The organism is Escherichia sp. TW14182, assembly GCF_000208525.1.
Classification (GTDB): domain Bacteria; phylum Pseudomonadota; class Gammaproteobacteria; order Enterobacterales; family Enterobacteriaceae; genus Escherichia; species Escherichia ruysiae.
In genome coordinates this window covers 1-23,410 of record NZ_AEJZ01000227.1, presented here as the reverse complement: position 1 = coordinate 23,410, position 23,410 = coordinate 1, and the positions used below count along the sequence as shown (strand labels likewise).

Here is a 23,410-nt window from a genome sequence, read left to right as displayed (position 1 = left end):
AAATTGTCTAAAATAATTATCGACATAATGATCTGGTTAACCGCCGCAACAAACCCAGTCGTATTTATAATTGTAGGATTTTATTATTCCTTTAAATTTTTGAATGTTAGAGAAAAGTATATTTTAATTAAAGATATGCTGCCTTTAACAATATCCATGCTCATATTAGCTTTATTTATACTTCCGCGACTCAACGGCTCTGGCGGACTTGGTGACTATGGCTATAACCCTAATAATATTATTGAAATGGTAACGGCTCGGCTACTCCTTTATCCATTTATATTTCCGTGGTACGAAAAATTAAATGATTCAATATCGATAATCCTTTCATTTGTATATATTATTTTTTGCACAACAATTATTTACAAAACTAAAGATTCAACAATAAAAAAGCATTTACTGACTTTAGCGATCGCACTCTTTATCTGTCTTGTTACGACTGTTTTTGGTAGAATCGGCCTCAGCGATCTCCTGAATAACTATCAAACTACATTTCCCGATAGATATTTTGTAGGAACAAACTTTCTCTCTATCTTATTGTTCATAGCATGTTTATCTCAATGTAATTTCTCAAAGCCAATCAGTTATTTATCTTATTTTATTTCCGGGGTGTTATTGTGTATTTATATTGTGAATGCAGACATAATATCAGAAGGTGAAATGGCAAAGAAAAACATTTTTTTTAATGATCATTTTTATTATTCAATATGTCACGCTGAAAAAATTGATAACGCAAATTCAGCCATACAAATCAAACCAGCAAACTGGGTTATGATTGTTCCAACAAATTTAATTAGCGAAATTCACTGCCACTAAAGTATTGCATGATTTATGCCCCGTAGCAGGGGCTTTAATTTTGCTGGTCACTTAATACAAATGACCAGAAATTAGCGATTCTTTTTTAAGCAGATACAGTTTTACTTTGCAGATTCAGCTATTGTATCGTCTTAACTGCTTTGTCCTGATAACGGTCATCTTCCTGTATTTTATATTGAATGGCATCCAGTCAGACGATAGAACTTTTCCAGTGGACGTTGTTGCCACTGGTTTAACTCAGAAATGGTCTTATTTGTCACGGTGATGATGGTCATAGCGAGCACGCTGAAAGCATATAAATCTTCAATCTCACTGCAGAGATCCTGCAGCGTACCCCAAGCACAACAAGAGAATGATAATTCATTCGATCTTATCGGGGAACGTGGTCTGGCGCTTTTTCACTAATTGGGAGTCAACCGAGCGATTAGAGTCGCGTTGCGTAGTCCATTCGAAACTGCCCGTTGTGGCTTTAATGATCTTTCTACTGGAACCGTTTTTAGACCTGGGTTCCAACTACTGAACCAGATGAGAGCCAAATTCCTCAGTCAATGCAGCAGAGGTTAACTGTTTGATTAAATGATCTAAAATGCCGTCTTCATCCGTTAGATCCGGACTGAAGCACCTAAGGGTTTTATCAAAATCGAAGGACAGGTACATACGCCATTCCTTTCTGATTGCAACTTCCTGAAATGCCCCAGAATTTCTAACACACTCTTTTTTTTTCGTGTTTGTACACAATTCTATGCAAAGGCCTTTTATCGGAAATGACGTAAAAACAGCCACCAACTCAACAATAACGGTCATGTCCAGCCAATTGCTCTAAAGTGGCATTATATATTCACGAAATGGATGGTCACAGGTGAACAATCTCTTCAGTTGGTGCTCTGAACACCTGTCATAAAAAATTTCCCCCTCACTACCGCCTTCCATACCCCACCATAAAGCGGATCATCAAGCCACAAGCTGGGGCAATAAACATAAATATCCCCGTTACCAGCTCATTACCGCCAGTTAAACACATAGTGAAGTAATAAATGAGGGCGGCGAGGATCACCATGCCGAAAAATGAAGAGACGGCAGATACTACATTTAGTACCTGGCCAATATATCCGCTGACACAAACAATACACAGGGCGAGAAACATCCATAAATAAATCATAGCTCAACCTCCTGCCGCGCTAAAAAACCTGTTACTCCAGGTAATTTAATAGTAAGACAATTCTTAATCACTGGCAATTTTTGCCAGGTTCTAATAAAAACAAGATGTTAAAAAATAGGGCTATTCGCTCCTGAAAAATATTTACTTGAGTGATTAATAATCAGTAGCTGAAAACAATCGGCTGATGATAAAATGGAAGTACCGCATTCATGCTCCTCGTGGTTTTGTCCTGACTAGTCTTTACACTCTTTACAGGAACCATTGTCGTACATGATGGCCTAATATTATTGAGTGTACCGCTGTCGACATGGAATCTTCTGCGATACAACAATTCGTATCTACAGAAGGTAACTATGTTTCCACAGCGCAAATTTTCCCGCGAGTTTCTCCATCCTCGCTACTGGCTCACGTGGTTTGGTCTGGGCGTACTCTGGCTTTGGGTACAACTTCCTTATCCTGTCTTGTGCTTTCTTGGCACACGTATCGGCACGATGGCCAGACCATTTCTGAAACGTCGCGAATCCATCGCCCGTAAAAACCTTGAACTTTGCTTCCCGCAGCATTCATCTGAAGAACGCGAGAAGATGATTGCCGAAAACTTTCGTTCACTCGGCATGGCGCTGGTAGAAACCGGCATGGCGTGGTTCTGGCCCGATCGTCGCGTGCGTAAATGGTTTGATGTTGAAGGTCTGGATAACCTGCAACGCGCACAAATGCAAAATCGCGGCGTAATGGTCGTCGGCGTACATTTTATGTCTCTGGAACTGGGTGGCCGCGTAATGGGGCTTTGCCAGCCAATGATGGCAACTTATCGTCCGCATAATAATCAATTGATGGAATGGGTGCAGACCCGTGGTCGGATGCGCTCAAATAAAGCGATGATCGGCAGGAATAATCTGCGCGGTATTGTTGGTGCTTTGAAAAAAGGTGAAGCCGTATGGTTCGCTCCCGACCAGGATTATGGTCGTAAAGGAAGCTCCTTCGCTCCGTTCTTTGCGGTAGAAAATGTTGCGACGACCAATGGCACTTACGTGTTGTCACGCCTCTCAGGTTCCGCCATGTTAACTGTGACGATGGTACGAAAAGCCGATTACAGCGGATACCGTTTGTATATCACCCCAGAAATGGAAGGCTACCCGACTGATGAAGGTCAGGCTGCGGCTTATATGAACAAGATTATTGAGAAAGAGATTATGCGCGCACCGGAGCAGTATCTCTGGATCCACCGCCGCTTCAAAACGCGTCCGGTGGGTGAAGCATCGTTATACGTTTAACAAACGACCAACGCTTCTTCCCTCCTCAAATTAGCCATAATAACCCAATGGTTTTTATGGCTTTTTTCTTAAGGCTTTTCCCTTCGCTGAATTATGAATTATTACTGACAGAAATTAAACTGTCGCCGATATGAGACACTTGTAAGTTACTAAAAGTAAATAAGAAAATGCCACTTGTTTCAATTTAGTTTTAGGCGTACATTAGCGCCGTCTCGAGCAAATCAGCTCAGAATTCTGGGGTGATGCCCACGGCAAAACAGAGCCCTGTTAAGGTCGTTTTCCCGGTGTCAACTCACTGTATCAGATGTAATGAAGTCATTCAGGCGTAACAGTAATTACGCGGAGAGATGTAAAGTGAAATATTTCTTTATGGGCATTTCTTTTATGGTCATCGTTTGGGCCGGTACTTTTGCCCTGATGATCTAAAAGCAAACTGTGCAATGAAAAACAGGAGCCATCTGGCTCCTGTTTGCGTTTCTGACGAAGGTGTTTATTCCGTGTTTTCGTGAATATGTTTACTGCTGGCTGGAAGTAAACCATCGGCGCGGAACATCGCTTTGATGCCTCTGACTGCCTGACGAATACGGTCACGGTTTTCAATCAACGCAAAGCGTACATGCGTGTCGCCGTAGTCACCAAAGCCAATCCCCGGCGAGACACAGACCTTCGCTTCGTTAAGCAGTTTTTTGGCAAACTCCAGCGAGCCCATTGCCGCATACGGTTCAGGGATTTTCGCCCAGACATACATCGAAGCTTTCGGCATTTCGACCATCCAGCCCGCTTCATGCAGCCCTTTTACCAGCACATCGCGGCGGCGCTTATACTGTTCGGCAATATCGCGCACGCACTGTTGATCGCCTTCCAGCGCGGCAATTGCAGCCACCTGTAACGGTGTAAAGGTGCCGTAATCGTGATAACTTTTGATACGCGCCAGCGCACTGACCAGCGTTTTGTTACCAACCATAAAGCCGATACGCCAGCCTGCCATGTTGTAACTTTTCGACAAGGTAAAGAACTCAACCGCCACGTCACGTGCGCCCGGCACCTGCATGATTGAAGGCGCTTTCCAGCCATCGTAGACGATATCAGCATAGGCCAGGTCGTGGACCACCAGCACATCGTAGCGTTTCGCCAGCGCCACCACTTTTTCGAAGAACTCCAGTTCCACACATTGCGCTGTTGGGTTCGACGGGAAGCCGAGGATCATCATCTTCGGTTTCGGATAGCTTTCGCGAATAGCACGTTCCAGTTCATTGAAGAAATCGACCCCCTCCACCAGCGGCACTGAACGTACCTGCGCACCGGCAATCACAGCGCCGTAGATATGAATCGGATAACTTGGATTCGGCACCAGCACCGTGTCGCCGTGATCCAGCGTCGCCAGCATCAGATGCGCCAGCCCCTCTTTCGAGCCAATGGTGACGATGGCTTCTGATTCCGGATCAATCTCGACATCGTAGCGATCCTGATACCAGCGGGAAATGGCGCGACGTAAGCGCGGAATGCCGCGTGAAGTGGAATAGCCGTGTGTGTCCGGGCGCTGCGCCACGGTACAGAGTTTTTCGACGATATGCGGCGGGGTCGCGCCGTCCGGATTGCCCATACTGAAATCGATAATATCTTCGCCACGCCGACGCGCAGCCATTTTCAGTTCAGCGGTAATGTTAAAAACGTAGGGCGGGAGACGATCAATACGCGTAAAGCGACGTTCAGGGCGAGTGTCAGCCATAATTTCCTCAGATAAACGTTAGCGCCCGGACCGTCCGAGCGACGCTGCCACGATGGTGGCTGTTTTGAAAATAGCCTGATTAATTTCTGTCTGTCGAGCGTTTTAGCAAAAATTTTTTTCTACCAAAAAAGAGGAACATCTGTAATAAAACGGGAAATCCTTACTTTCTTTTAAGAAAATCAAACCCACATTAATTAACATTATAATTTCAATAAATTTACCTTCTGAGTGTGTATTAATAAGAGATGCATTGGCAATGCACCATTTACCTTATAATCCCCTTTTAAAATTGTGGTTTTTCCTCAAAAAATGGCCTGCTGGTCATCAGCCTTCAGGTTACCTATCATAGAGGTTTAATCCTTATCCAGAGTTACCCGTGCACGAAATATTCAACATGCTGCTGGCGGTCTTCGATCGGGCAGCGTTAATGCTTATCTGCCTGTTCTTCCTTATTCGTATCCGCCTGTTTCGCGAGTTGTTGCACAAGTCGGCGCACTCACCGAAAGAGCTGCTCGCAGTTACCGCCATTTTCTCGCTGTTCGCCCTGTTCAGCACCTGGTCCGGCGTGCCGGTGGAAGGCTCACTGGTTAACGTGCGTATTATTGCGGTGATGTCAGGCGGGATTTTATTTGGTCCGTGGGTGGGGATCATTACCGGCGTGATAGCCGGGATTCACCGCTATCTTATTGATATCGGCGGCGTGACGGCGATCCCCTGCTTTATCACCAGTATTCTGGCGGGATGTATATCGGGCTGGATCAACCTAAAAATCCCCAAAGCGCAGCGTTGGCGTGTCGGTATTCTCGGCGGTATGTTGTGTGAAACGTTGACCATGATTCTGGTGATTGTCTGGGCGCCGACCACCGAACTGGGGATCGATATCGTCTCTAAAATCGGTATCCCGATGATCCTTGGCAGCGTCTGTATCGGCTTTATTGTGCTGCTGGTGCAAAGCGTTGAGGGCGAAAAGGAGGCCAGCGCCGCGCGGCAGGCCAAGCTGGCGCTGGATATCGCCAACAAAACGCTGCCGCTGTTTCGCCATGTCAATAGCGAATCATTACGTAAAGTCTGCGAAATTATCCGCGATGATATTCACGCCGATGCGGTAGCAATCACCAATACCGATCATGTGCTGGCGTATGTTGGCGTGGGTGAACATAATTATCAGAATGGTGATGACTTTATTAGCCCGACAACCCGCCAGGCGATGAATTACGGAAAAATCATCATTAAAAACAATGATGAAGCCCATCGCACACCAGAGATTCATTCCATGCTGGTGATCCCATTGTGGGAGAAAGGCGTTGTGACCGGTACGCTCAAAATTTACTACTGCCACGCGCACCAGATTACATCGTCATTACAGGAGATGGCGGTCGGGCTGTCGCAAATTATCTCCACACAACTGGAGGTTTCTCGCGCCGAGCAATTACGCGAAATGGCAAATAAGGCAGAGCTTCGCGCCCTGCAAAGCAAAATTAATCCCCATTTCCTGTTTAACGCTCTGAACGCAATCTCCTCATCAATTCGCCTGAATCCGGATACCGCTCGCCAGCTGATCTTTAATCTGTCGCGTTATCTGCGCTATAACATTGAATTAAAAGACGATGAGCAAATCGATATCAAAAAAGAGCTGTATCAAATTAAAGACTATATTGCCATTGAGCAGGCCCGCTTTGGCGACAAGCTGACGGTTATCTATGATATTGATGAAGAGGTGAATTGCTGCATTCCCAGCCTGCTGATCCAGCCGCTGGTAGAAAACGCCATTGTTCACGGTATTCAACCTTGTAAGGGAAAAGGTGTTGTCACCATCAGCGTTGCAGAGTGCGGTAATCGGGTTCGTATTGCGGTGAGAGATACCGGGCACGGCATCGATCCGAAAGTGATTGAGCGGGTCGAAGCGAACGAAATGCCGGGCAATAAAATTGGCCTGCTGAATGTGCATCATCGCGTGAAGTTGTTATATGGTGAGGGGCTGCATATTCGTCGTCTGGAGCCTGGGACGGAAATCGCGTTTTACATTCCTAATCAACGCACCCCTGTCGCCTCACAGGCTACGTTATTGCTTTGAGCCGGAGTGATATTGTGAAAGTCATCATTGTTGAAGACGAATTCCTGGCACAACAGGAACTGAGCTGGCTGATTAAAGAGCACAGCCAGATGGAGATTGTCGGCACCTTTGACGACGGTCTGGACGTGTTGAAGTTTTTGCAGCATAACCGTGTCGACGCCATTTTTCTGGATATCAATATTCCGTCGCTGGATGGCGTGCTGCTGGCGCAAAACATCAGCCAGTTTGCCCATAAACCGTTTATTGTGTTTATCACCGCGTGGAAAGAACATGCGGTAGAAGCGTTTGAACTGGAGGCGTTTGACTACATTCTCAAACCGTATCAGGAATCACGCATCACCGGGATGCTGCAAAAACTGGAAGCGGCCTGGCAGCAACAGCAAACCAGCAGTACGCCTGCCACAACGGTAACGCGTGAGAATGACACCATTAATCTGGTGAAAGATGAGCGAATTATCGTTACGCCAATTAATGATATCTATTACGCCGAAGCGCACGAAAAAATGACCTTTGTCTATACGCGGCGTGAATCCTACGTAATGCCGATGAACATTACCGAGTTTTGCAGCAAGCTGCCTCCATCGCATTTTTTCCGCTGCCATCGCTCGTTTTGTGTCAATCTGAACAAAATCCGCGAAATCGAACCGTGGTTTAATAACACTTATATTCTGCGGCTAAAAGATCTGGATTTTGAAGTGCCAGTCAGCCGCAGCAAAGTTAAAGAATTCAGGCAGTTAATGCATCTGTAATCAGGAATATTCATGAAAGCAACAGGCTTGCCCGCCGATCAACAATTTTTCGCCGATCTGTTCAGCGGCCTGGTGCTTAACCCGCAACTACTTGGGCGCGTCTGGTTTGCCAGCCAGCCTGCCTCGTTGCCGGTGGGTAGTTTATGTATTGACTTTCCCCGTCTGGATATCGTGCTGCGCGGCGAATACGGCAATCTGCTGGAAGCAAAGCAGCAGCGTATGGTGGAAGGGGAAATGCTGTTTATTCCGGCGCGCGCGGCTAATTTACCGGTCAACAACAAACCGGTGATGCTCTTAAGCCTGGTGTTCGCACCGACCTGGCTTGGGTTATCGTATTACGATAGCCGCAGCACGTCATTGTTGCATCCGGTTCGCCGGATCCAGCTTCCCAGTCTGCAACGCGGTGAAGGTGAAGCAATGCTCACCGCCCTCACCCATCTCAGCCGTTCGCCGCTGGAGCAGAATATCATTCAGCCACTGGTGTTAAGTTTGCTGCATCTTTGCCGCAACGTGGTGAATATGCCGCCGGGCAATTCGCAACCTCGCGGCGATTTTCTCTATCACAGCATTTGTAACTGGGTTCAGGATAACTACGCCCAGCCGCTCACCCGCGAGAGCGTGGCGCTGTTTTTTAATATCACGCCCAATCATTTGTCAAAACTGTTTGCGCAGCATGGGATGATGCGTTTTATCGAATATGTGCGTTGGGTGCGAATGGCGAAGGCGAGGATGATTTTGCAGAAATATCATCTGTCGATTCATGAAGTGGCGCAGCGTTGCGGCTTTCCGGATAGCGACTATTTTTGTCGCGTCTTCCGGCGTCAGTTTGGCCTGACGCCGGGAGAGTACAGCGCCCGTTTTCAGGGCTAACGTCAGAAGGTTAATTCCGTTTCCAGCAGCGTCAGGATGCTTTGTGCGTCTTGCGCGGCGAACAGCGACTGGCGGAAGTTTTTATTCACCAGTTTGCGCGCCAGCTGCGAGAAGACCTTCACATGGTTCATCCCTTCGCTAGCGCCCAGCGTCAGCATGATCACCAGCTCGACTTCGCCCATTTCTGACTGCCAGTCAACCGGTTTCACCAGCCGGGCAATGCTGATACTGGAATGGCGGATCCACTGAGATTTAGTGTGCGGGATCGCCACGCCAAAACCAACGCCAGTAGTCACAATCTCTTCCCGCTGCCAGACATCTTCTTCCAGCTCGAACGGATGCTCAGTGCGCCCGTTGACGCCAAGGTTGCCGCACAGAAACTGAATCGCCTGCTCTTTATTACTAAAGGCCTGATCAACAAAGATATTCTCCAGCGCCAGCAATGGGCGAACGTCTTCTTCCGGCGTAAAGGCGGTGAGTAACGCTTCAATTTCCTGCGCACTGCGGCACTCGCAAGCCTGACGCGCAAGTTCCCGACACGCCTCGCTATCCAGTTGACGCAACTGGCTTTTCACCGCCGGAATGCGTGGGCTACTCATACTTAGCTCATCCAGGCCCAGCCCAAGCAGTAGCGGCAGATAACGGCTTTCACCACCCAGCTCACCGCAAATGCCGACCCATTTTCCCCGCTGATGCGCAGTGGTCACTATCTGCTGCAACATGCGCAGGAAAGATGGCGTAATCGGGTTATACAGCGGCGATACGCGCGGGTTATTACGATCGACCGCATACAGATACTGGGTCATATCGTTCGAGCCGATACTAAAGAAATCGACCTCATCGCAGAAGTGGTCGATGATGTAGCAAACCGACGGCACTTCCACCATGATCCCAAGCGTAATCGTCTCTGCATGACGCAGGCCATCGCGCTTAAGCTCAACGATTGCTTTCTGGATCTCACTCTTCACCCATAAGATCTGATCGAGGCTGTGAACCATCGGGATCATCAACTGAGCGTTACCGTAACTGGCAGCACGCAAAATGGCCCGTAGCTGGGTACGGAACAGGCCAGCAAATTCCGGGTAAATACGCACAGCACGATAGCCGAGGAACGGGTTCTCTTCCTGGGGAATGTTGAGATATGGAATGCTTTTATCGCCGCCGATGTCCATCGTGCGGAAAATAATTGGCTTGTCGCCCGCCGCCAGTAACACCTGCTGGTAGGCTTCAAACTGTTCCTGCTCGTCCGGCGCGCTATCGCGATCCATATACAGCATTTCGGTGCGGAACAGCCCGACGCCTTCCGCGCCATTGGCAAACGCACCAGGGGCTTCCAGAGCGGTGCCAATATTCGCGGCGATATCAATTCGCTTGTTATCACGGGAATAGGCCAGTTGCGCGGCGGCCTGCGCCTGTTGTTTTTGGCGTTTGTCCGCCAGCGTCTGCGCAACCTGGTAATAACCGCTCACCGCGTCATCAGGATTAATCGCCAGCACGCCACACTGGGCGTCAAGCACCGCCGGTTGCCCGGCATAACGGGCTATCGCATCCAGCGGCAAGCCGCTCAGTACCGGGATCGCCGAAGCTCGCGCCAGAATCAGGGTATGCGATGTGCGCCCGGTTTTCTCCAGAATCATGCCTGCGAGATTTTTTAAATCGAGACTCAAAAACTGGCTTGGAGTTAAATCTTCGGCGACCAGAATGGTCGATTTTTCAAGCAGCAGATTATTGCGCGGCTTCAGTTCCGGCCAGGTGATATGCAGCAACTGTTCGCTGATATCACGAATATCACTAACTCGCTCGCGCAGATAATCGCTGGCAGAGGCAGAAAGTTTGTCGCAAACCTGCTCCATATTGCTGATGATTGCCGCCCCCAGTCCCTGATGTTGTTCTGCCATCAGACGACGGATATTCCCCGCAAACTCTTCATCCTGAATCAGCGACAAATGGGCGCTAAGAATGGTTTTACTTTCGCCGTCACGCTCGCGCAGCTGCTGGTTCAGTTGTTCGGCAAGCGTTGCCAGGCTGTGTTCCAGCCGGGTGGTGTCTTGCACACTGGCAGGGATCGCCCGATAACTGTCAAGGCTGTCGCTCTGCAACAACGTTAACGTACCAACACCGACGCCGCTCGCCAGCACGTTACCGTACAGCAAATCAGGGTTAAGGCGACTTAATGAACGTGGCAGCGGATGCGCCGTCAGTTCTGCTTGTGTCGGTTGGATGCTGTCGCTGTCGATAAAGCGCACCTGGATGTACTCTTCCAGTACTCGCCGTGCCTGTTCTTCATCGCTACCGCTAATGTTCAGACTGCAACTGTCATTAAATAAAGTGCCGGTGCCAATCAGCGCCAGTGAACTTTTGGCATCGGCTTTTGCGTTCTGGCGATGGTTGATAAAAGCGATTTCGCTTTGCCACTGGCTGCACTGCTCTTTAAGTTCCCACGCAGGACGAGCATGTAGACCGTTAGGCAAAGGACAGAGAAATTGAATCGATAACATAACCGCTCCGGGTTAATCGGGAAATCATCTGAAATCCGTCAGTTGAACAACCGTCTCACGGGTAAGACGTTGAATAAGGGCAGATAAAAGTTGCTGCATCTGCAAGATGTCGCGGCAGTCGGCAATCGATGCGGCGCAATGTCCGTGCCGGGTGGCAGGCCCCATCACCACTGTGGGTACGCCAGTACCGGTTAAATGCACCGCTCCGCCGTCCGTACCGCCGTTGCTGAACATATCGGCCTGCAACGGAACACCAATTTCTGCCGCCACGGTTTCGATCCAGGCTGTGAGTTTTGGCGGCGCAATCAGCGATTTATCGCTTAACACCAGCATCGGACCGTTACCAATCTGGCGATGGTTCGCCGCGCCATAATCAAAGTTTTTCGCCCAGCAGGCGGTATCAAGCACAATGGCGACGTCCGGCGACACCGCGCGGGTGGCGGTTTGCCCGCCGCGTAATCCCACCTCTTCGCTGGAACTTGCCACCAGCCACACTTCCGCAGGCAGTTCGGCGCTGTGTAGTTCGCGCAGTAACGTCACCAGCAGATAGCAACCGAGGCGGTCATCAAAGGCTTTCCCCATCACCCGCTGGTGAGGAAGAACCTGAAAAGCGGTATCAAACGTGACGCGATCGCCTGGACGAATTCCCGCCTGTATCACTTCATCATACGAGCGCGCGCCAATGTCCACGCGCATTACGCTAACCTCATTTCCCTGCCGCTCGCCATCAAGCAGGCCGGGAATTTTGCACTCTTCACGGGTAGTGATCCGCACCGGCTGAAGCTGACGGGCAGCCATGCGCACGTTGCCAACCGGCAGCACATCGATCGCGCCTTCGCGGGAGATGCTACGCACCATAAACCCCACTTCATCCATATGTGCGCAGATCATCACTTTCGGACCTGTCGATTCATTGAGGCGGATCAGCACCGATCCCAGACCGTCAAATCGCACTTCTTTTTGCAGGCGATCCGCTTCTTCCAGCAGGATCTGCCGCACTTCCTGTTCCGAGGAGGCGATCGCATCGGCCTCGCTCAACGCTTTTAATAGCGATAAATCCATTATGCCTCTCCCGTGAGCAACACTGTTTTCGGCATGGCGTAGAGCACTTCTGCGCCTTGCGGGGTAACCAGCACGACATCTTCGATGCGCACGCCCCCTTGCCCTGGCAAATAAATCCCCGGCTCTACGGTCAGTAACATGCCTGGCTGGAGCATCGTGGTATCACGTGGTGAAAAACGCGGATCTTCATGTACGTCAATGCCGATTGCATGACCGGTGTTATGGCCGAAATACTCTCCATAACCGGCTTCTGTAATGACCCGACGCGCGGCGTCGTCAACCTGCTGGCAACGCACGCCGGGGAGAATCGCGGAGATTGCCGCCAGTTGCGCTTGCAGGACAATCTGATACACGTTAAACAGCGGGTGAGATTCGGCGCTCACCCCTTCGCCATGAACCAGGAAGGTGCGCGTCATATCAGAGCAGTAGCCCTGATACAGCGCACCGAAATCGAGTGTGACAAACTCGTCCGCTACAACCACTTTGTCGCTGGCCTTGCCGTGCGGCAGCGCCCCACGCCAGCCACTGGCAACAATGGTGTCAAAGGAGGCTTTTTCTGCTCCCTGCTGGCGCATAAACCACTCCAGTTCAGCGGCAATCTCGCGCTCGCTCATCCCCGCCTGAATAAAGCGGCGAATATGCTCTGCACCACGATCGGCAATCCCACAGGCGAGACGGATTTTTTCCACCTCCTCTGGCGTTTTGATTTGCCGCAGCACATCCGGCGTGGCGCTGACCAGCTTTGCATTAAGTTCAGCCTGCCAGCGGTGCGCGATTTCCCAACTCACCTGCTGGCCTTCAAAACCGAGCGTTTGCAGCTGCTCATCGGCAATGATTTGATTGACGATGGTTGCCAGCGTGTGCGTCGCGTCAAGCAAATGTAGCTGGTAGCCTTGCGCACGAGCTTCCACCTCCACGTAATAGCGCGAATCCACCAGAATGTGCGCGCTCTCACGACTAATCACCACATAGCCTGACCCGGTGGAAATCCCCAGATGGGGCTGTTTGTTCTGCCGTGAGGAGAGAAGCACCGCATCCAGCTGTTGCGCCTTAAGCCAGTCGCGCAGCGAAGCGAGTAATGTCATCAGGATTGTCCTTCTTACAGGCTATCGATTAACAATTTGCCTTTGCGGAACATCATCAAACGCAGGAACACCACCATCAGCGCGGTAATGATTGCCCCCAGCGCGATCCCCGCCATGTAAACGCCCAGATTAGTCACCAGCGGCCACGCCCAGATTGCTGATTCCGGGAACCATTGCACTGCGCCCAGCCAGACAGCGGCGGTGGAGCCGACAATCGCACCGACCATATAGGACGGAATTGCGGTGATGGGGCTTTCCAGCGCAAACGGAATCGCACCTTCACTGATCCCCATAAACGCCAGGAACATGGCGGTTTTACCCTGCGGATAAAGCTGGGCGTTAAACAGGCGTTTGCCGGTTAAACGACGGTCGATAATAGTCGCCAGACCCAGACCAATCGGCGGAATGACGATTGCGATAGAACGCGCGGTAACCGGTAATACGTGGTCAGTGGTAAAGCTGAAAGCAACGAAACCTGCTGCTTTGTTGATTGGGCCACCGAGGTCGATTGCGGTCGCTGCTGCGATACCCATCGCATACATCAGCGCCCCCTTCTCACCTGCGGCAGTCAGCACGGTACGGATACCGCCGTTGATCCAACCGCCAAATGGGGTGATGACGTAATACATCGCCAGCATGACAAAAATGGCGGAAAGAATCGGTAGCAAAAATGTGGTTTTGAACGCTAACAGGAAATCCGGTAACTGGATTTTCTGGTTCATCCACTTCACAAGGTAACCTGCAACGATAGAAATGATCAGCGCACCAATGAAGGTAGACGGCACCGGTGAAGAGGTCGCCCACTGCATGGTACTGGGATCAAAGTTCAGCAGTTGCGTTGGCTGGGTAGACATTAACCCGCCGATAAACCCAGCCGGGAACGCCAGTTTGCCGCCAATGGAGTTCGCCACAAAAGCAGCAAACATCGGAATGGCAAAACCAAACAACACGCCGCCAAAGGACTGCGACAGCCAGGCAAATTTCAGTAAGGAGAGGTCGAAACCGGAAAATTTCCCGCTATTAAGTGCATCCATAATGCCAATGTCAGCGGGAATTTTTAGCCAGCTATAAGCAATCAGCTGGCTGAAAGCGAGGATCACGCCGCCCATAATTAAGGTCGGCACCATGCGTGAAATCCCTGACATCACATGCTGCGGAAGTTCACCCCAGAAGCTGCTTTTAGAGGCCTGCGGATTCTTAATTGCCGCTGCCGCACCGGATGCGCCAGGCACAACGGTTGCACTGCGTTTTTTAATGGCCATAACAATTATCCCTGTCGAAAATTACAGTTGTTCAGCGGCAATCATCTCTTCGATTTCTTTGATGATGCCCGCAGCATTTTTAATTGCGTCCTGCAAAGTGATTTCATAAACGTCGCGTGATTCGAAACGTTCGTTATCTTCCGGGGTAACAGCTACGGAGTGGATGATGATGGTCGCTTCGGCGATATCCTGCGCCGTCAGGCGATTCTGGATACCGTCCGCGCCCTGGGTTTCAATCTTCACTTCATAGCCAGCTTCCACTGCGGCCTCTTCCAGCGCCTGAGCCGCCATAAAAGTGTGCGCAAGGCCCATCGGGCAGGCACATAAGGCAATCAGTTTCTTACTCATCGTTATTTCCTCGTTCGTTTATAGTTAACGAGTGAAATTATGAACGTGCAAAACAAATTGCCGTTACCAGACAAATAATGCATTTACTGGAGAATTAATCCCGTAGTGCGGAAGTGTGACGCAGGTCGGCCTTGTGATGAAACACAAAGAAAAATTGAACTAACCGTATGATTTAAAAGATTATCGGGAGGATTATCTCCCGATATGGCAGGAAGGATTTACAGGACGTACCCTAAGGTCTGGCGTAAATGTGCACCTGAGCCGAGAAGACCCGGATTGTCATGGACGATAAGATAAGCCGGAATATCATGGACATATTCTTTAAAGCGGCCTTTGTCTTCAAAAGCGGCACGGAAACCAGAGGCTTTGAAGAATTCAAGGAAACGCGGCACGATACCGCCCGCAATAAACACGCCGCCAAATGTGCCGAGATTGAGCGCCAGATTGCCGCCAAAACGACCCATAATCACGCAAAATAGCGACAACGCGCGGCGGCAATCGGTGCAACTGTCGGCCAGCGCGCGTTCGGTAATATCTTTTGGCTTGAGATTTTCTGGCAGACGGTTATCTGCTTTCACAATCGCTCGGTACAAATTCACCAGCCCTGGCCCAGAGAGCACGCGTTCAGCAGAGACATGGCCTATTTCAGCACGCAGTATTTCGAGAATAATGGCCTCTTCTTCGCTGTTTGGCGCAAAATCAACGTGACCGCCTTCGCCTGGCAGGCTTACCCAGCGTTTATCAACATGAACCAGATGCGCCACGCCTAGCCCCGTTCCGGCACCATAAACCGCGATAGGTTTACCTTCAACTGGTTCCTTACCGCCAAACTGGATCAGATGCTCTTTTTTCAGCATCGGGATCGCCATCGATACAGCGGTAAAATCGTTAATAATTTCCAGATGGCTAAAACCGAGATTCTTTTTCATTTCGGCAATTGAGAACGCCCAGGTATGGTTGGTCATTGCCACCCAGTCACCGGTAATTGGGCAAGCGATGGCAATACAACCGTCTTTCACCTCGACCTTATGTTCTTCGAGATAAACGCGGATAACCGCTTCCAGGCTGGGATAATCAAGCCCAGAATAGGTTTTAGCCTGCGAGATTTCACCACTGGTAATATCACACAGAGCAAGACGTGCGTTGGTGCCGCCCACATCACCGACTAATGCATACTTTGTCATTCTTCTACTGCTCCGCTAAAGTCAAAATAATTCTTTCTCACACTGTAAATACCTGGGAGCCTAACAACAACGCCGGAAAGGCGGGCTCCCTGTAAATATAGATCTGGGTCACACTATTACTTTATCGTTTCAGCACCAATTGCAGCGATGCCTTTATGCAAGCTGGGCAAACTAAGTATCTGACCCCGCATAAGGAATAGAACATGCTCCATTCGCGAGCCAGAACCATGTTGTTATTATCGCTTCCCGCCCTGGCAATTGGGATTGCGTCCAGTCTTATTCTGATTGTGGTGATGAAAATCGCCTCGGTATTACAGAATTTACTCTGGCAACGACTGCCGGGAAGTCTGGGGATAGCCCAGGATTCACCGCTGTGGATCATCGGAATATTAACGCTGACGGGGATCGCAGTGGGACTGGTTATCCGTTTCAGCCAGGGTCATGCCGGACCAGATCCCGCCAGTGAACCGCTGATCGGCGCGCCAGTCCCCCCTTCTGCGCTACCAGGGCTTATCGTAGCATTAATTCTCGGTCTTGCCGGTGGCGTCAGCCTGGGGCCGGAACATCCGATTATGACTGTTAATATCGCCCTCGCGGTAACGATAGGCGCTCGCCTGTTACCTCGAGTTAACCGGATGGAATGGACTATTTTAGCCTCAGCCGGAACTATCGGTGCACTATTTGGCACACCTGTTGCGGCGGCGTTGATATTTTCGCAAACCTTAAATGGCAGTAATGAAGTGCCGCTATGGGATCGACTCTTTGCGCCGTTAATGGCAGCGGCGGCTGGTGCGCTGACGACAAGTCTATTTTTCCACCCCCATTTTTCGCTGCCCATTGCGCATTACGGACAGATGCAGATGGCAGACATTATCAGCGGTGCGATTGTAGCGGCGATTGCCATCGCTGCGGGGATGGTCGCCGTATGGTGTCTGCCACGGTTGCACGCAATGATGCATCAGATTAAAAACCCTGTGCTCATGCTCGGGGTTGGCGGGTTTATTCTCGGTATTTTGGGCGTTATTGGTGGGCCGTTTTCACTGTTTAAAGGGCTGGATGAGATGCAGCAAATGGTGATGAATCAGGCTTTCAGCACCAGTGATTACTTTTTACTGGCAGTGATTAAGCTCGCCGCTCTGGTCATTGCCGCCGCCAGCGGGTTTCGTGGCGGGCGAATCTTCCCGGCAGTGTTTGTTGGCGTGGCGTTAGGTTTGATGCTACATGAACACGTTCCCGCAGTCCCGGCGGCAATTACTGTCTCCTGCGCTATTCTCGGTATGGTACTGGTGGTAACGCGCGATGGCTGGTTAAGCCTGTTTATGGCGGCAGTCGTTGTACCTGATACCAATCTGCTACCGCTACTTTGTATCGTTATGCTTCCGGCATGGCTATTGCTGGCTGGCAAACCGATGATGATTGTGAATCGCCCGAAGCAGCAACCACCCCACGATAATCTTTAGCAAAAAATGCTCTCCATCATGATTTAAGAGTTATGGCGATGAAACGGGGCTTTACCTCCCCGTAATATTGCGTTAACAGGCCGCTGACGGCTTCGATCGTGAAGGAGAATAACAATGTTCAGGTCACTGTTTCTGGCGGCCGCCCTGATGGCTTTTACCCCGCTTGCAGCAAACGCAGGTGAAATTACCCTACTGCCATCAATCAAATTACAAATTGGCGATCGCGATCATTATGGTAATTACTGGGACGGTGGTCATTGGCGCGACCGTGATTACTGGCATCGTAATTACGAATGGCGTAAAAACCGCTGGTGGCGTCACGATAATGGCTACCACCGTGGCTGGGATAAGCGTAAAGCGTATGAGCGTGGCTATCGTGAAGGCTGGCGCGACCGTGATGATCATCGCGGGAAAGGCCGTGGACACGGACATCGTCATTAAACACATCCACCAATGGAGCACGATGCCTGATGCGACGCCCGCGCGTCTTATCAGGCCTACAGCCCCACTCCATTGAACGCGTAGGGCGGATAAGGCGTTTACGCCGCATCCGCCAGTGATGCCTGGTACGACGCCAGTTGAACTACAACCCCAGCGCCGTTCCCACCAACAGCCAGATATTCAGCGCCACTACCAATACCACAATCACCCAGCCAGCCTGTTTTACGCGTTTGCTGTTCACCAGATCGCCCATCAACTTACTGTCACTGGTGAAAATCAACAGTGGAACCAGCGCCAGGGCAATACCAAAACTTAGCAGCACCTGACTCATAACCAGAATCCGTGTCGGATCTAATCCCATCAGGATGACAATAAATGACGGCAACATGGTCACTGTCCGGCGCACCCACAGCGGGATATGGAAACGAATAAAGCCCTGCATCACCACCTGCCCCGCCAGCGTACCCACCACCGTTGAAGAAAGCCCTGCTGCCACCAGGCTTAAACCAAAGACCGTCGCTGCAGCATTGCTTAACAGCGGTTGCAGCGTCAGGTAGGCTTCGTCAAGATCGGCGACACCAGTATGGCCGGAAAAGTGGAACGCGGCAGCAGCCGTTGCCATCATCGCCAGATTGACAAAACCAGCAATAGTCATGGCAATCGCGACATCCCATTTGGTGGCTGAATAACGTTGCTGGCGTGACCCACCATGCAGATGCTGGGTCAGCGAAGAGTGCAAATAAATCACATGCGGCATAATCGTCGCCCCCAGCACACCCGCAGCCAGGAAGACCGCCTCTGAGGTCGGTAAACTCGGGATCACCATCCCTTTACTCAACTGCACCAGGTTAGGCTGGGAGAAGATCAGCTCAACAATGTAAGCCGCTGCGACAAACAGCAGTAGCCCGCCAATCACTTTCTCCAACGGTTTTTGCCCGCGACGTTGCAGCATTAAAATCAGGAAGGTTGCGATACCCGTCAGTACGGCGCCTTGCAACAACGAAACCCCAAGAATCAGTTTGAAACCGATAGCCGCACCAATAAATTCCGCCAGGTCGGTAGCCATCGCAATAATTTCTGCCTGAACCCAATAGAACCAGACGACCGGACGCGGGTAGTGATCGCGAATTTGTTCCGCCAGATTTTTACCGGTGGCAATCCCCAGTTTGGCCGAGAGGATCTGAATCAACATCGCCATCAGATTAGCCCAGACAACAACCCACAATAGCTGATAGCCGAAGCTGGCACCCGCCTGAATATTGGTCGCAAAGTTACCAGGATCGATATAACCAATCGCCGCAATGAACGCAGGTCCCATTAATGCGAGCCTCATCTTGCGCGCCGCCCGTCCGCTGCTACTCTCAACGCGATAGTTCGTCATCTTGTTGTGCCTCTAAAACATAGCCTTTGCTATGTTTCATGCTATGTCAAACGAGAATGATTATCAAATTCATTTAAATGGGTTGTGATGATTTCTCTGATAGACCAGGATTATGACTACGAAAAGATTGATGGTTTGAATGTTATTTTTATGTTTAATGTTAGCACATTTACATAACTTTCCGCTTCCATACACAACATAGCAGAAATGTAGGACAGCTCACTATTTTTGAAGCTTGTCACAGGACGTCATTATAGTGTGTGTCAGATCTCGTTTTCCTGAATCATGTTGCATAGAATGTGCACGGAAATTTAACCTGCCTCATATTTGGAGCAAATATGGACCGCGTCCTTCATTTTGTACTGGCACTAGCCGTTGTTGCGATTCTCGCATTGCTGGCAAGCAGCGACCGCAAAAAAATTCGTATCCGTTATATTATTCAACTGCTTGTTATCGAAGTATTACTGGCGTGGTTCTTCCTGAACTCTGACGTTGGTCTGGGCTTCGTGAAAGGCTTCTCCGAAATGTTCGAAAAACTGCTCGGATTTGCCAACGAAGGTACTAACTTCGTCTTTGGTAGTATGAATGATCAAGGCCTGGCGTTCTTCTTCCTGAAAGTGCTGTGCCCTATCGTCTTTATTTCTGCGTTGATCGGTATTCTCCAGCACATTCGCGTGTTGCCGGTGATTATTCGCGCGATTGGTTTCCTGCTTTCCAAAGTCAATGGCATGGGCAAACTGGAATCCTTTAACGCCGTCAGCTCCCTGATTTTGGGACAATCCGAGAACTTTATCGCCTATAAAGATATCCTCGGCAAAATCTCCCGTAATCGTATGTACACCATGGCAGCAACGGCGATGTCCACCGTGTCGATGTCCATCGTTGGCGCATACATGACGATGCTGGAGCCGAAATACGTCGTTGCTGCACTGGTACTGAACATGTTCAGCACCTTTATCGTACTGTCGCTGATCAACCCTTACCGCGTTGATGCCAGCGAAGAAAACATTCAGATGTCCAACCTGCACGAAGGTCAGAGCTTCTTCGAAATGCTGGGTGAATACATTCTGGCAGGTTTCAAAGTCGCCATTATCGTTGCAGCGATGCTGATCGGCTTTATCGCCCTGATCGCCGCACTGAACGCACTGTTTGCCACCGTGACTGGTTGGTTTGGCTACAGCATCTCCTTCCAGGGCATCCTGGGCTACATATTCTATCCGATTGCATGGGTGATGGGTGTTCCTTCCAGTGAAGCACTGCAAGTAGGCAGTATCATGGCGACCAAACTGGTTTCCAACGAGTTCGTAGCAATGATGGATCTGCAGAAAATTGCTTCCACGCTTTCTCCGCGTGCAGAAGGCATCATCTCTGTATTCCTGGTATCTTTTGCTAACTTCTCTTCTATCGGGATTATCGCGGGCGCGGTTAAAGGCCTGAACGAAGAGCAAGGTAACGTCGTTTCTCGCTTCGGTCTGAAACTGGTTTACGGCTCTACGCTGGTAAGTGTGCTTTCTGCGTCAATCGCAGCACTGGTGCTGTAAGTCCAATACATTCATTAAAAAAGCCGGGGATAATTCCCCGGCTTTTTTACGTCTGTTAATCAACTAATGGCTGAGGGCGACCAATCAAATACCCTTGCAGATATTGCACCCCAAGTTTATGCAATAACGCCTGCTGCTGTTGCGTTTCGACAAACTCCGCGACCACACTCAATGACTTCGCTTTCGCCAGGTCGGTAATTGACCGCACAATCATCGCATCCAGCGTATTAGTCACTATATCTTTCACAAAGACGCCATCAATCTTGATGATATCGGCCTGCAAACGTTTTAATCGCTCGTAGTTGGCATAACCAGTGCCAAAATCATCAATCGCAATACGGAAGCCAAATTTATGCAGTTGCTCGATGTTGTACATGCTGCTTTCTGCATTTGAAAACGCCTGCTCCTCGGTGATCTCAAGAATGACTGTCTCCGGGGAGATGTGATAACGCTTAAACAGACGAATAATCCGCCCGGCGATATTTTTTTGCAGCAGAGTGAGCGGCATTAAATTGACTGAAAAGCGCGGACCTTTATTGTTGGAAGGGTGAGTTGCTAACCACTTCAACAGAGATTCCAGCACCTGCAAATCGAAACGCGCGCTAAGGTTAAACTGGGCGATAAGCGGCAGAAATTTATCCGGCGTCATAATGCCGTCGTCATATTTCAGACGCGCCAGGATCTCATCATAGCCCTGCCCCTCTTTGTTTCGAATGGGCTGAGCGTAGAGGAGCAAGTCACCATTATCTAACGCCTTACGAATGGTGTTCAGCAACAGTACCTGTTTGGTGGTCTGCCCGGACGCTATTTCCTCTCGATTATCCAACGCCAACACATGATGATGAACGCAGGATTGTTCCGCCAGCCAGCTTAACTGCCCCAGCATGGGCTGCAGGGTTTCCTGATTGCCATCAAAACGCCCCCAGGCGGCACCATAGCCCATATCCAGGCCGGTGTTGTTCCAGTGAATCTGCCGACTATTGAGGATGTTAACCATATGCTGTAGTCGACCTTCCGTTTCCGGCCCGGTCAGTACCAACAGCAATTCACTGCCCGGCAGTTGATACAACTTTTCGTTTTCCTGCATCAACGGCAGCAAGGTACGGTAAATTGAGCGGATACAATGAACACGCATCACCAGGCCGTAATGACGACTCAGAAACTCAAGATTATCAATACGCAGGCAGCAAAAACTCTTTCCTGCCTCCTGCTCTTGCGATTGCTCCAGTGCACGAAAGTTGGGTAATAGCGTTAATGGATCGGTCAGCGCCTGCAAATGCCAGCGGCGATTAAGCCATTCACTTCGATGATAAATACGCACCATGTAAAGCAGGCAAACGCTAAAGGAAATCAGCACCGCGAGAATAAATGCCAGCGAATATTCGGTTTCGACCCCTTGTAAAAAATTCTGGTTGTAATTCAGGAGGAAAAGAGTCGAAACAGCCCAGGTGAGATTTAAAAACGGATAACGAAGTTTACCAACACCAAGGGTAAAGATGATGAAGAAAACGGGCACCAGGTAACCGGCAATAAAATCGTTTTCATAAGGCGTACACATCAGAAGCAGCAGCACGCTAAGAGTTGCCAGCCAGCTTAAAGTAAATGCACGTTTCTCTTTGTTCAGCGACGGGGCGATATCCCTGCGCCACAATATCTGCGCAAAGTGGGGACTTACAACCATGCGAGTGAGATAGTAAAAGAACATGTTGTAAATCAGCACAGCGGTGAAAAGGCTAAGCAAATCAACGACCGTGAAAATAGCATCTGCATCGCCGAAAAATGTCGATATCTTTAGCGGGAAATCAAAAAAGCTACCCACCAGATACATGCTGCCTTTGATGCCAATCGGCGTCACTAAACCAAGCCAGAAGAGACGTTGCCAGACGTATCGGGTGGTCAACCCATAACGCCAACGCGTTCCTAACTGCCAGCGTAATATTGCACAGGCACACAGCACTACAAATGTCTGGCTGCCGAGCATGACGGCAGTTTGCAAAAATGAGAGATGAAAATTCCACAGATTAGTGCAAAACATCCCGCATAAAACAGGAACAACACCACGCCAGCCAAAGATGAATAATATTGACAGCATTACGCACAGTGGCATCCACGCCAGAAAGATATAGCTGGAATGGATAACGGCCAGTGGCGAAATAAAACGGGATAGCTGAATAAGTACCACGGTGAGCGTAAACGCCAGTGTGAATATCTTGATATTTTTTATCAGGTTATGCTCCACAAACATGAGTAGACTACTCTCACTGATCGGGGTTTTCAGGCACACAAATAATAAGTTTATTCGCATCGCGAAGCAAACAGGGGCCGGCCTGTTGCCGATTTTTCATCCAATGATGCTTTCACCAGGCGGCACTAACCCGGACGTAGACTGTATTACAAAAGCGGCAAAAATCAGAGACAAAAAACCCCCGCTTCACAGCGAGGGTTTGAAATTTGGTGGAGCTAAGCGGGATCGAACC

19 protein-coding genes and 1 pseudogene are annotated in these 23,410 nt (G+C 49.8%); 9 read left to right on the top strand and 11 right to left on the bottom strand.

All coding sequences use genetic code 11. The annotated features are described in order from the left end of the window. A pseudogene (locus EQY_RS0117630) lies at positions 1 to 816 on the top strand (hypothetical protein); the annotation flags it as partial. Between the two features lie 916 nt (positions 817 to 1,732). On the opposite strand, the gene EQY_RS0117620 reads toward EQY_RS0117630, so the two are convergent. After that, entirely contained in the window at positions 1,733 to 1,975 is a 243-nt protein-coding gene (locus EQY_RS0117620) for a YfdY family protein (protein ID WP_000639879.1), read from the bottom strand. 353 nt (positions 1,976 to 2,328) lie between these two features. Between EQY_RS0117620 and lpxP the strand changes: the two genes are divergently transcribed. Together lpxP and ypdK are read left to right on the top strand one after the other, a co-directional pair. Then, positions 2,329 to 3,249 (top strand): kdo(2)-lipid IV(A) palmitoleoyltransferase, encoded by a 921-nt coding sequence (gene lpxP / locus EQY_RS0117615; RefSeq protein WP_000484421.1) that lies wholly within the window; start codon positions 2,329 to 2,331, stop codon positions 3,247 to 3,249. A gap of 354 nt (positions 3,250 to 3,603) precedes the next feature. Beyond that, entirely contained in the window at positions 3,604 to 3,675 is a 72-nt protein-coding gene (gene ypdK / locus EQY_RS25750) for a membrane protein YpdK (RefSeq protein WP_010723117.1), read from the top strand. Between the two features lie 64 nt (positions 3,676 to 3,739). Here ypdK and alaC read toward each other — a convergent pair whose 3' ends face one another. Next, the gene (gene alaC, locus EQY_RS0117610) at positions 3,740 to 4,978 is read right to left on the bottom strand and encodes an alanine transaminase (protein ID WP_000785936.1); all 1,239 of its coding nucleotides are present in this window, start codon (positions 4,976 to 4,978) and stop codon (positions 3,740 to 3,742) included. A gap of 376 nt (positions 4,979 to 5,354) precedes the next feature. On the opposite strand from alaC, the gene ypdA reads away from it, so the two are divergent. Genes ypdA through EQY_RS0117595 form a run of 3 tightly spaced genes read left to right on the top strand, consistent with a single transcriptional unit; the run spans position 5,355 to position 8,671 of the window. Next, positions 5,355 to 7,052 carry a two-component system sensor histidine kinase YpdA gene (gene ypdA / locus EQY_RS0117605; protein WP_000544384.1) on the top strand — a complete coding sequence of 566 codons (1,698 nt, stop codon included), beginning with the start codon at positions 5,355 to 5,357 and terminating at the stop codon, positions 7,050 to 7,052. A 14-nt stretch (positions 7,053 to 7,066) separates the two neighbouring features. After that, entirely contained in the window at positions 7,067 to 7,801 is a 735-nt protein-coding gene (gene ypdB, locus EQY_RS0117600) for a two-component system response regulator YpdB (RefSeq protein ID WP_001298580.1), read from the top strand. A gap of 12 nt (positions 7,802 to 7,813) precedes the next feature. After that, positions 7,814 to 8,671 (top strand): AraC family transcriptional regulator, encoded by an 858-nt coding sequence (locus EQY_RS0117595; RefSeq protein WP_000648316.1) that lies wholly within the window; start codon positions 7,814 to 7,816, stop codon positions 8,669 to 8,671. 2 nt (positions 8,672 to 8,673) lie between these two features. Here EQY_RS0117595 and ptsP read toward each other — a convergent pair whose 3' ends face one another. From ptsP to glk, 6 genes are all read right to left on the bottom strand, one after another. Then, positions 8,674 to 11,169 carry a phosphoenolpyruvate--protein phosphotransferase gene (gene ptsP, locus EQY_RS0117590; protein WP_000949094.1) on the bottom strand — a complete coding sequence of 832 codons (2,496 nt, stop codon included), beginning with the start codon at positions 11,167 to 11,169 and terminating at the stop codon, positions 8,674 to 8,676. A 24-nt stretch (positions 11,170 to 11,193) separates the two neighbouring features. Then, on the bottom strand, positions 11,194 to 12,231 hold the full coding sequence (gene ypdE, locus EQY_RS0117585; protein WP_000366054.1) for an aminopeptidase: 1,038 nt from the start codon (positions 12,229 to 12,231) through the stop codon (positions 11,194 to 11,196). Further along, on the bottom strand, positions 12,231 to 13,316 hold the full coding sequence (ypdF, locus tag EQY_RS0117580) for an aminopeptidase (protein WP_000173276.1): 1,086 nt from the start codon (positions 13,314 to 13,316) through the stop codon (positions 12,231 to 12,233). Before ypdF ends, ypdE begins: the two co-directional genes overlap by 1 nt. 14 nt (positions 13,317 to 13,330) lie before the next feature. After that, the gene (locus EQY_RS0117575; RefSeq protein ID WP_000985311.1) at positions 13,331 to 14,578 is read right to left on the bottom strand and encodes a PTS fructose transporter subunit IIC; all 1,248 of its coding nucleotides are present in this window, start codon (positions 14,576 to 14,578) and stop codon (positions 13,331 to 13,333) included. 21 nt (positions 14,579 to 14,599) lie between these two features. Further along, positions 14,600 to 14,926 (bottom strand): PTS fructose transporter subunit IIB, encoded by a 327-nt coding sequence (locus EQY_RS0117570; RefSeq protein ID WP_000038453.1) that lies wholly within the window; start codon positions 14,924 to 14,926, stop codon positions 14,600 to 14,602. A 218-nt stretch (positions 14,927 to 15,144) separates the two neighbouring features. Next, positions 15,145 to 16,110, bottom strand: coding sequence for a glucokinase (gene glk / locus EQY_RS0117565; protein ID WP_000170385.1), 966 nt, complete (start codon positions 16,108 to 16,110; stop codon positions 15,145 to 15,147). A gap of 203 nt (positions 16,111 to 16,313) precedes the next feature. Here glk and EQY_RS0117560 point away from each other — a divergent pair, with 203 nt between their 5' ends. Beyond that, a complete protein-coding gene (locus EQY_RS0117560) occupies positions 16,314 to 17,570 on the top strand; it encodes an ion channel protein (protein WP_000903272.1) in 1,257 nt (418 codons plus the stop codon). Between the two features lie 114 nt (positions 17,571 to 17,684). Further along, on the top strand, positions 17,685 to 18,011 hold the full coding sequence (ypeC, locus tag EQY_RS0117555) for a DUF2502 domain-containing protein YpeC (RefSeq protein WP_000490072.1): 327 nt from the start codon (positions 17,685 to 17,687) through the stop codon (positions 18,009 to 18,011). Positions 18,012 to 18,153: 142 nt separating this feature from the next. Here the strand turns inward: ypeC and EQY_RS0117550 are convergent, their stop codons facing one another. Both EQY_RS0117550 and EQY_RS27465 read right to left on the bottom strand, forming a co-directional pair. Then, positions 18,154 to 19,392: an Nramp family divalent metal transporter gene (locus EQY_RS0117550; RefSeq protein WP_000186377.1), complete on the bottom strand. Its 1,239-nt coding sequence runs from the start codon at positions 19,390 to 19,392 to the stop codon at positions 18,154 to 18,156. Beyond that, complete coding sequence (locus tag EQY_RS27465; RefSeq protein ID WP_423779531.1) at positions 19,373 to 19,432, bottom strand: hypothetical protein; 60 nt, start codon at positions 19,430 to 19,432, stop codon at positions 19,373 to 19,375. Before EQY_RS27465 ends, EQY_RS0117550 begins: the two co-directional genes overlap by 20 nt. A gap of 298 nt (positions 19,433 to 19,730) precedes the next feature. Between EQY_RS27465 and nupC the strand changes: the two genes are divergently transcribed. Then, a complete protein-coding gene (gene nupC / locus EQY_RS0117545) occupies positions 19,731 to 20,933 on the top strand; it encodes a nucleoside permease NupC (RefSeq protein WP_001516818.1) in 1,203 nt (400 codons plus the stop codon). 55 nt (positions 20,934 to 20,988) lie between these two features. On the opposite strand, the gene EQY_RS0117540 is transcribed toward nupC, so the two are convergent. Beyond that, positions 20,989 to 23,178, bottom strand: a complete 2,190-nt coding sequence (locus EQY_RS0117540; RefSeq protein ID WP_024212638.1) for a bifunctional diguanylate cyclase/phosphodiesterase — start codon at positions 23,176 to 23,178, stop codon at positions 20,989 to 20,991. Between the last annotated feature and the right edge of the window lie 232 nt (positions 23,179 to 23,410).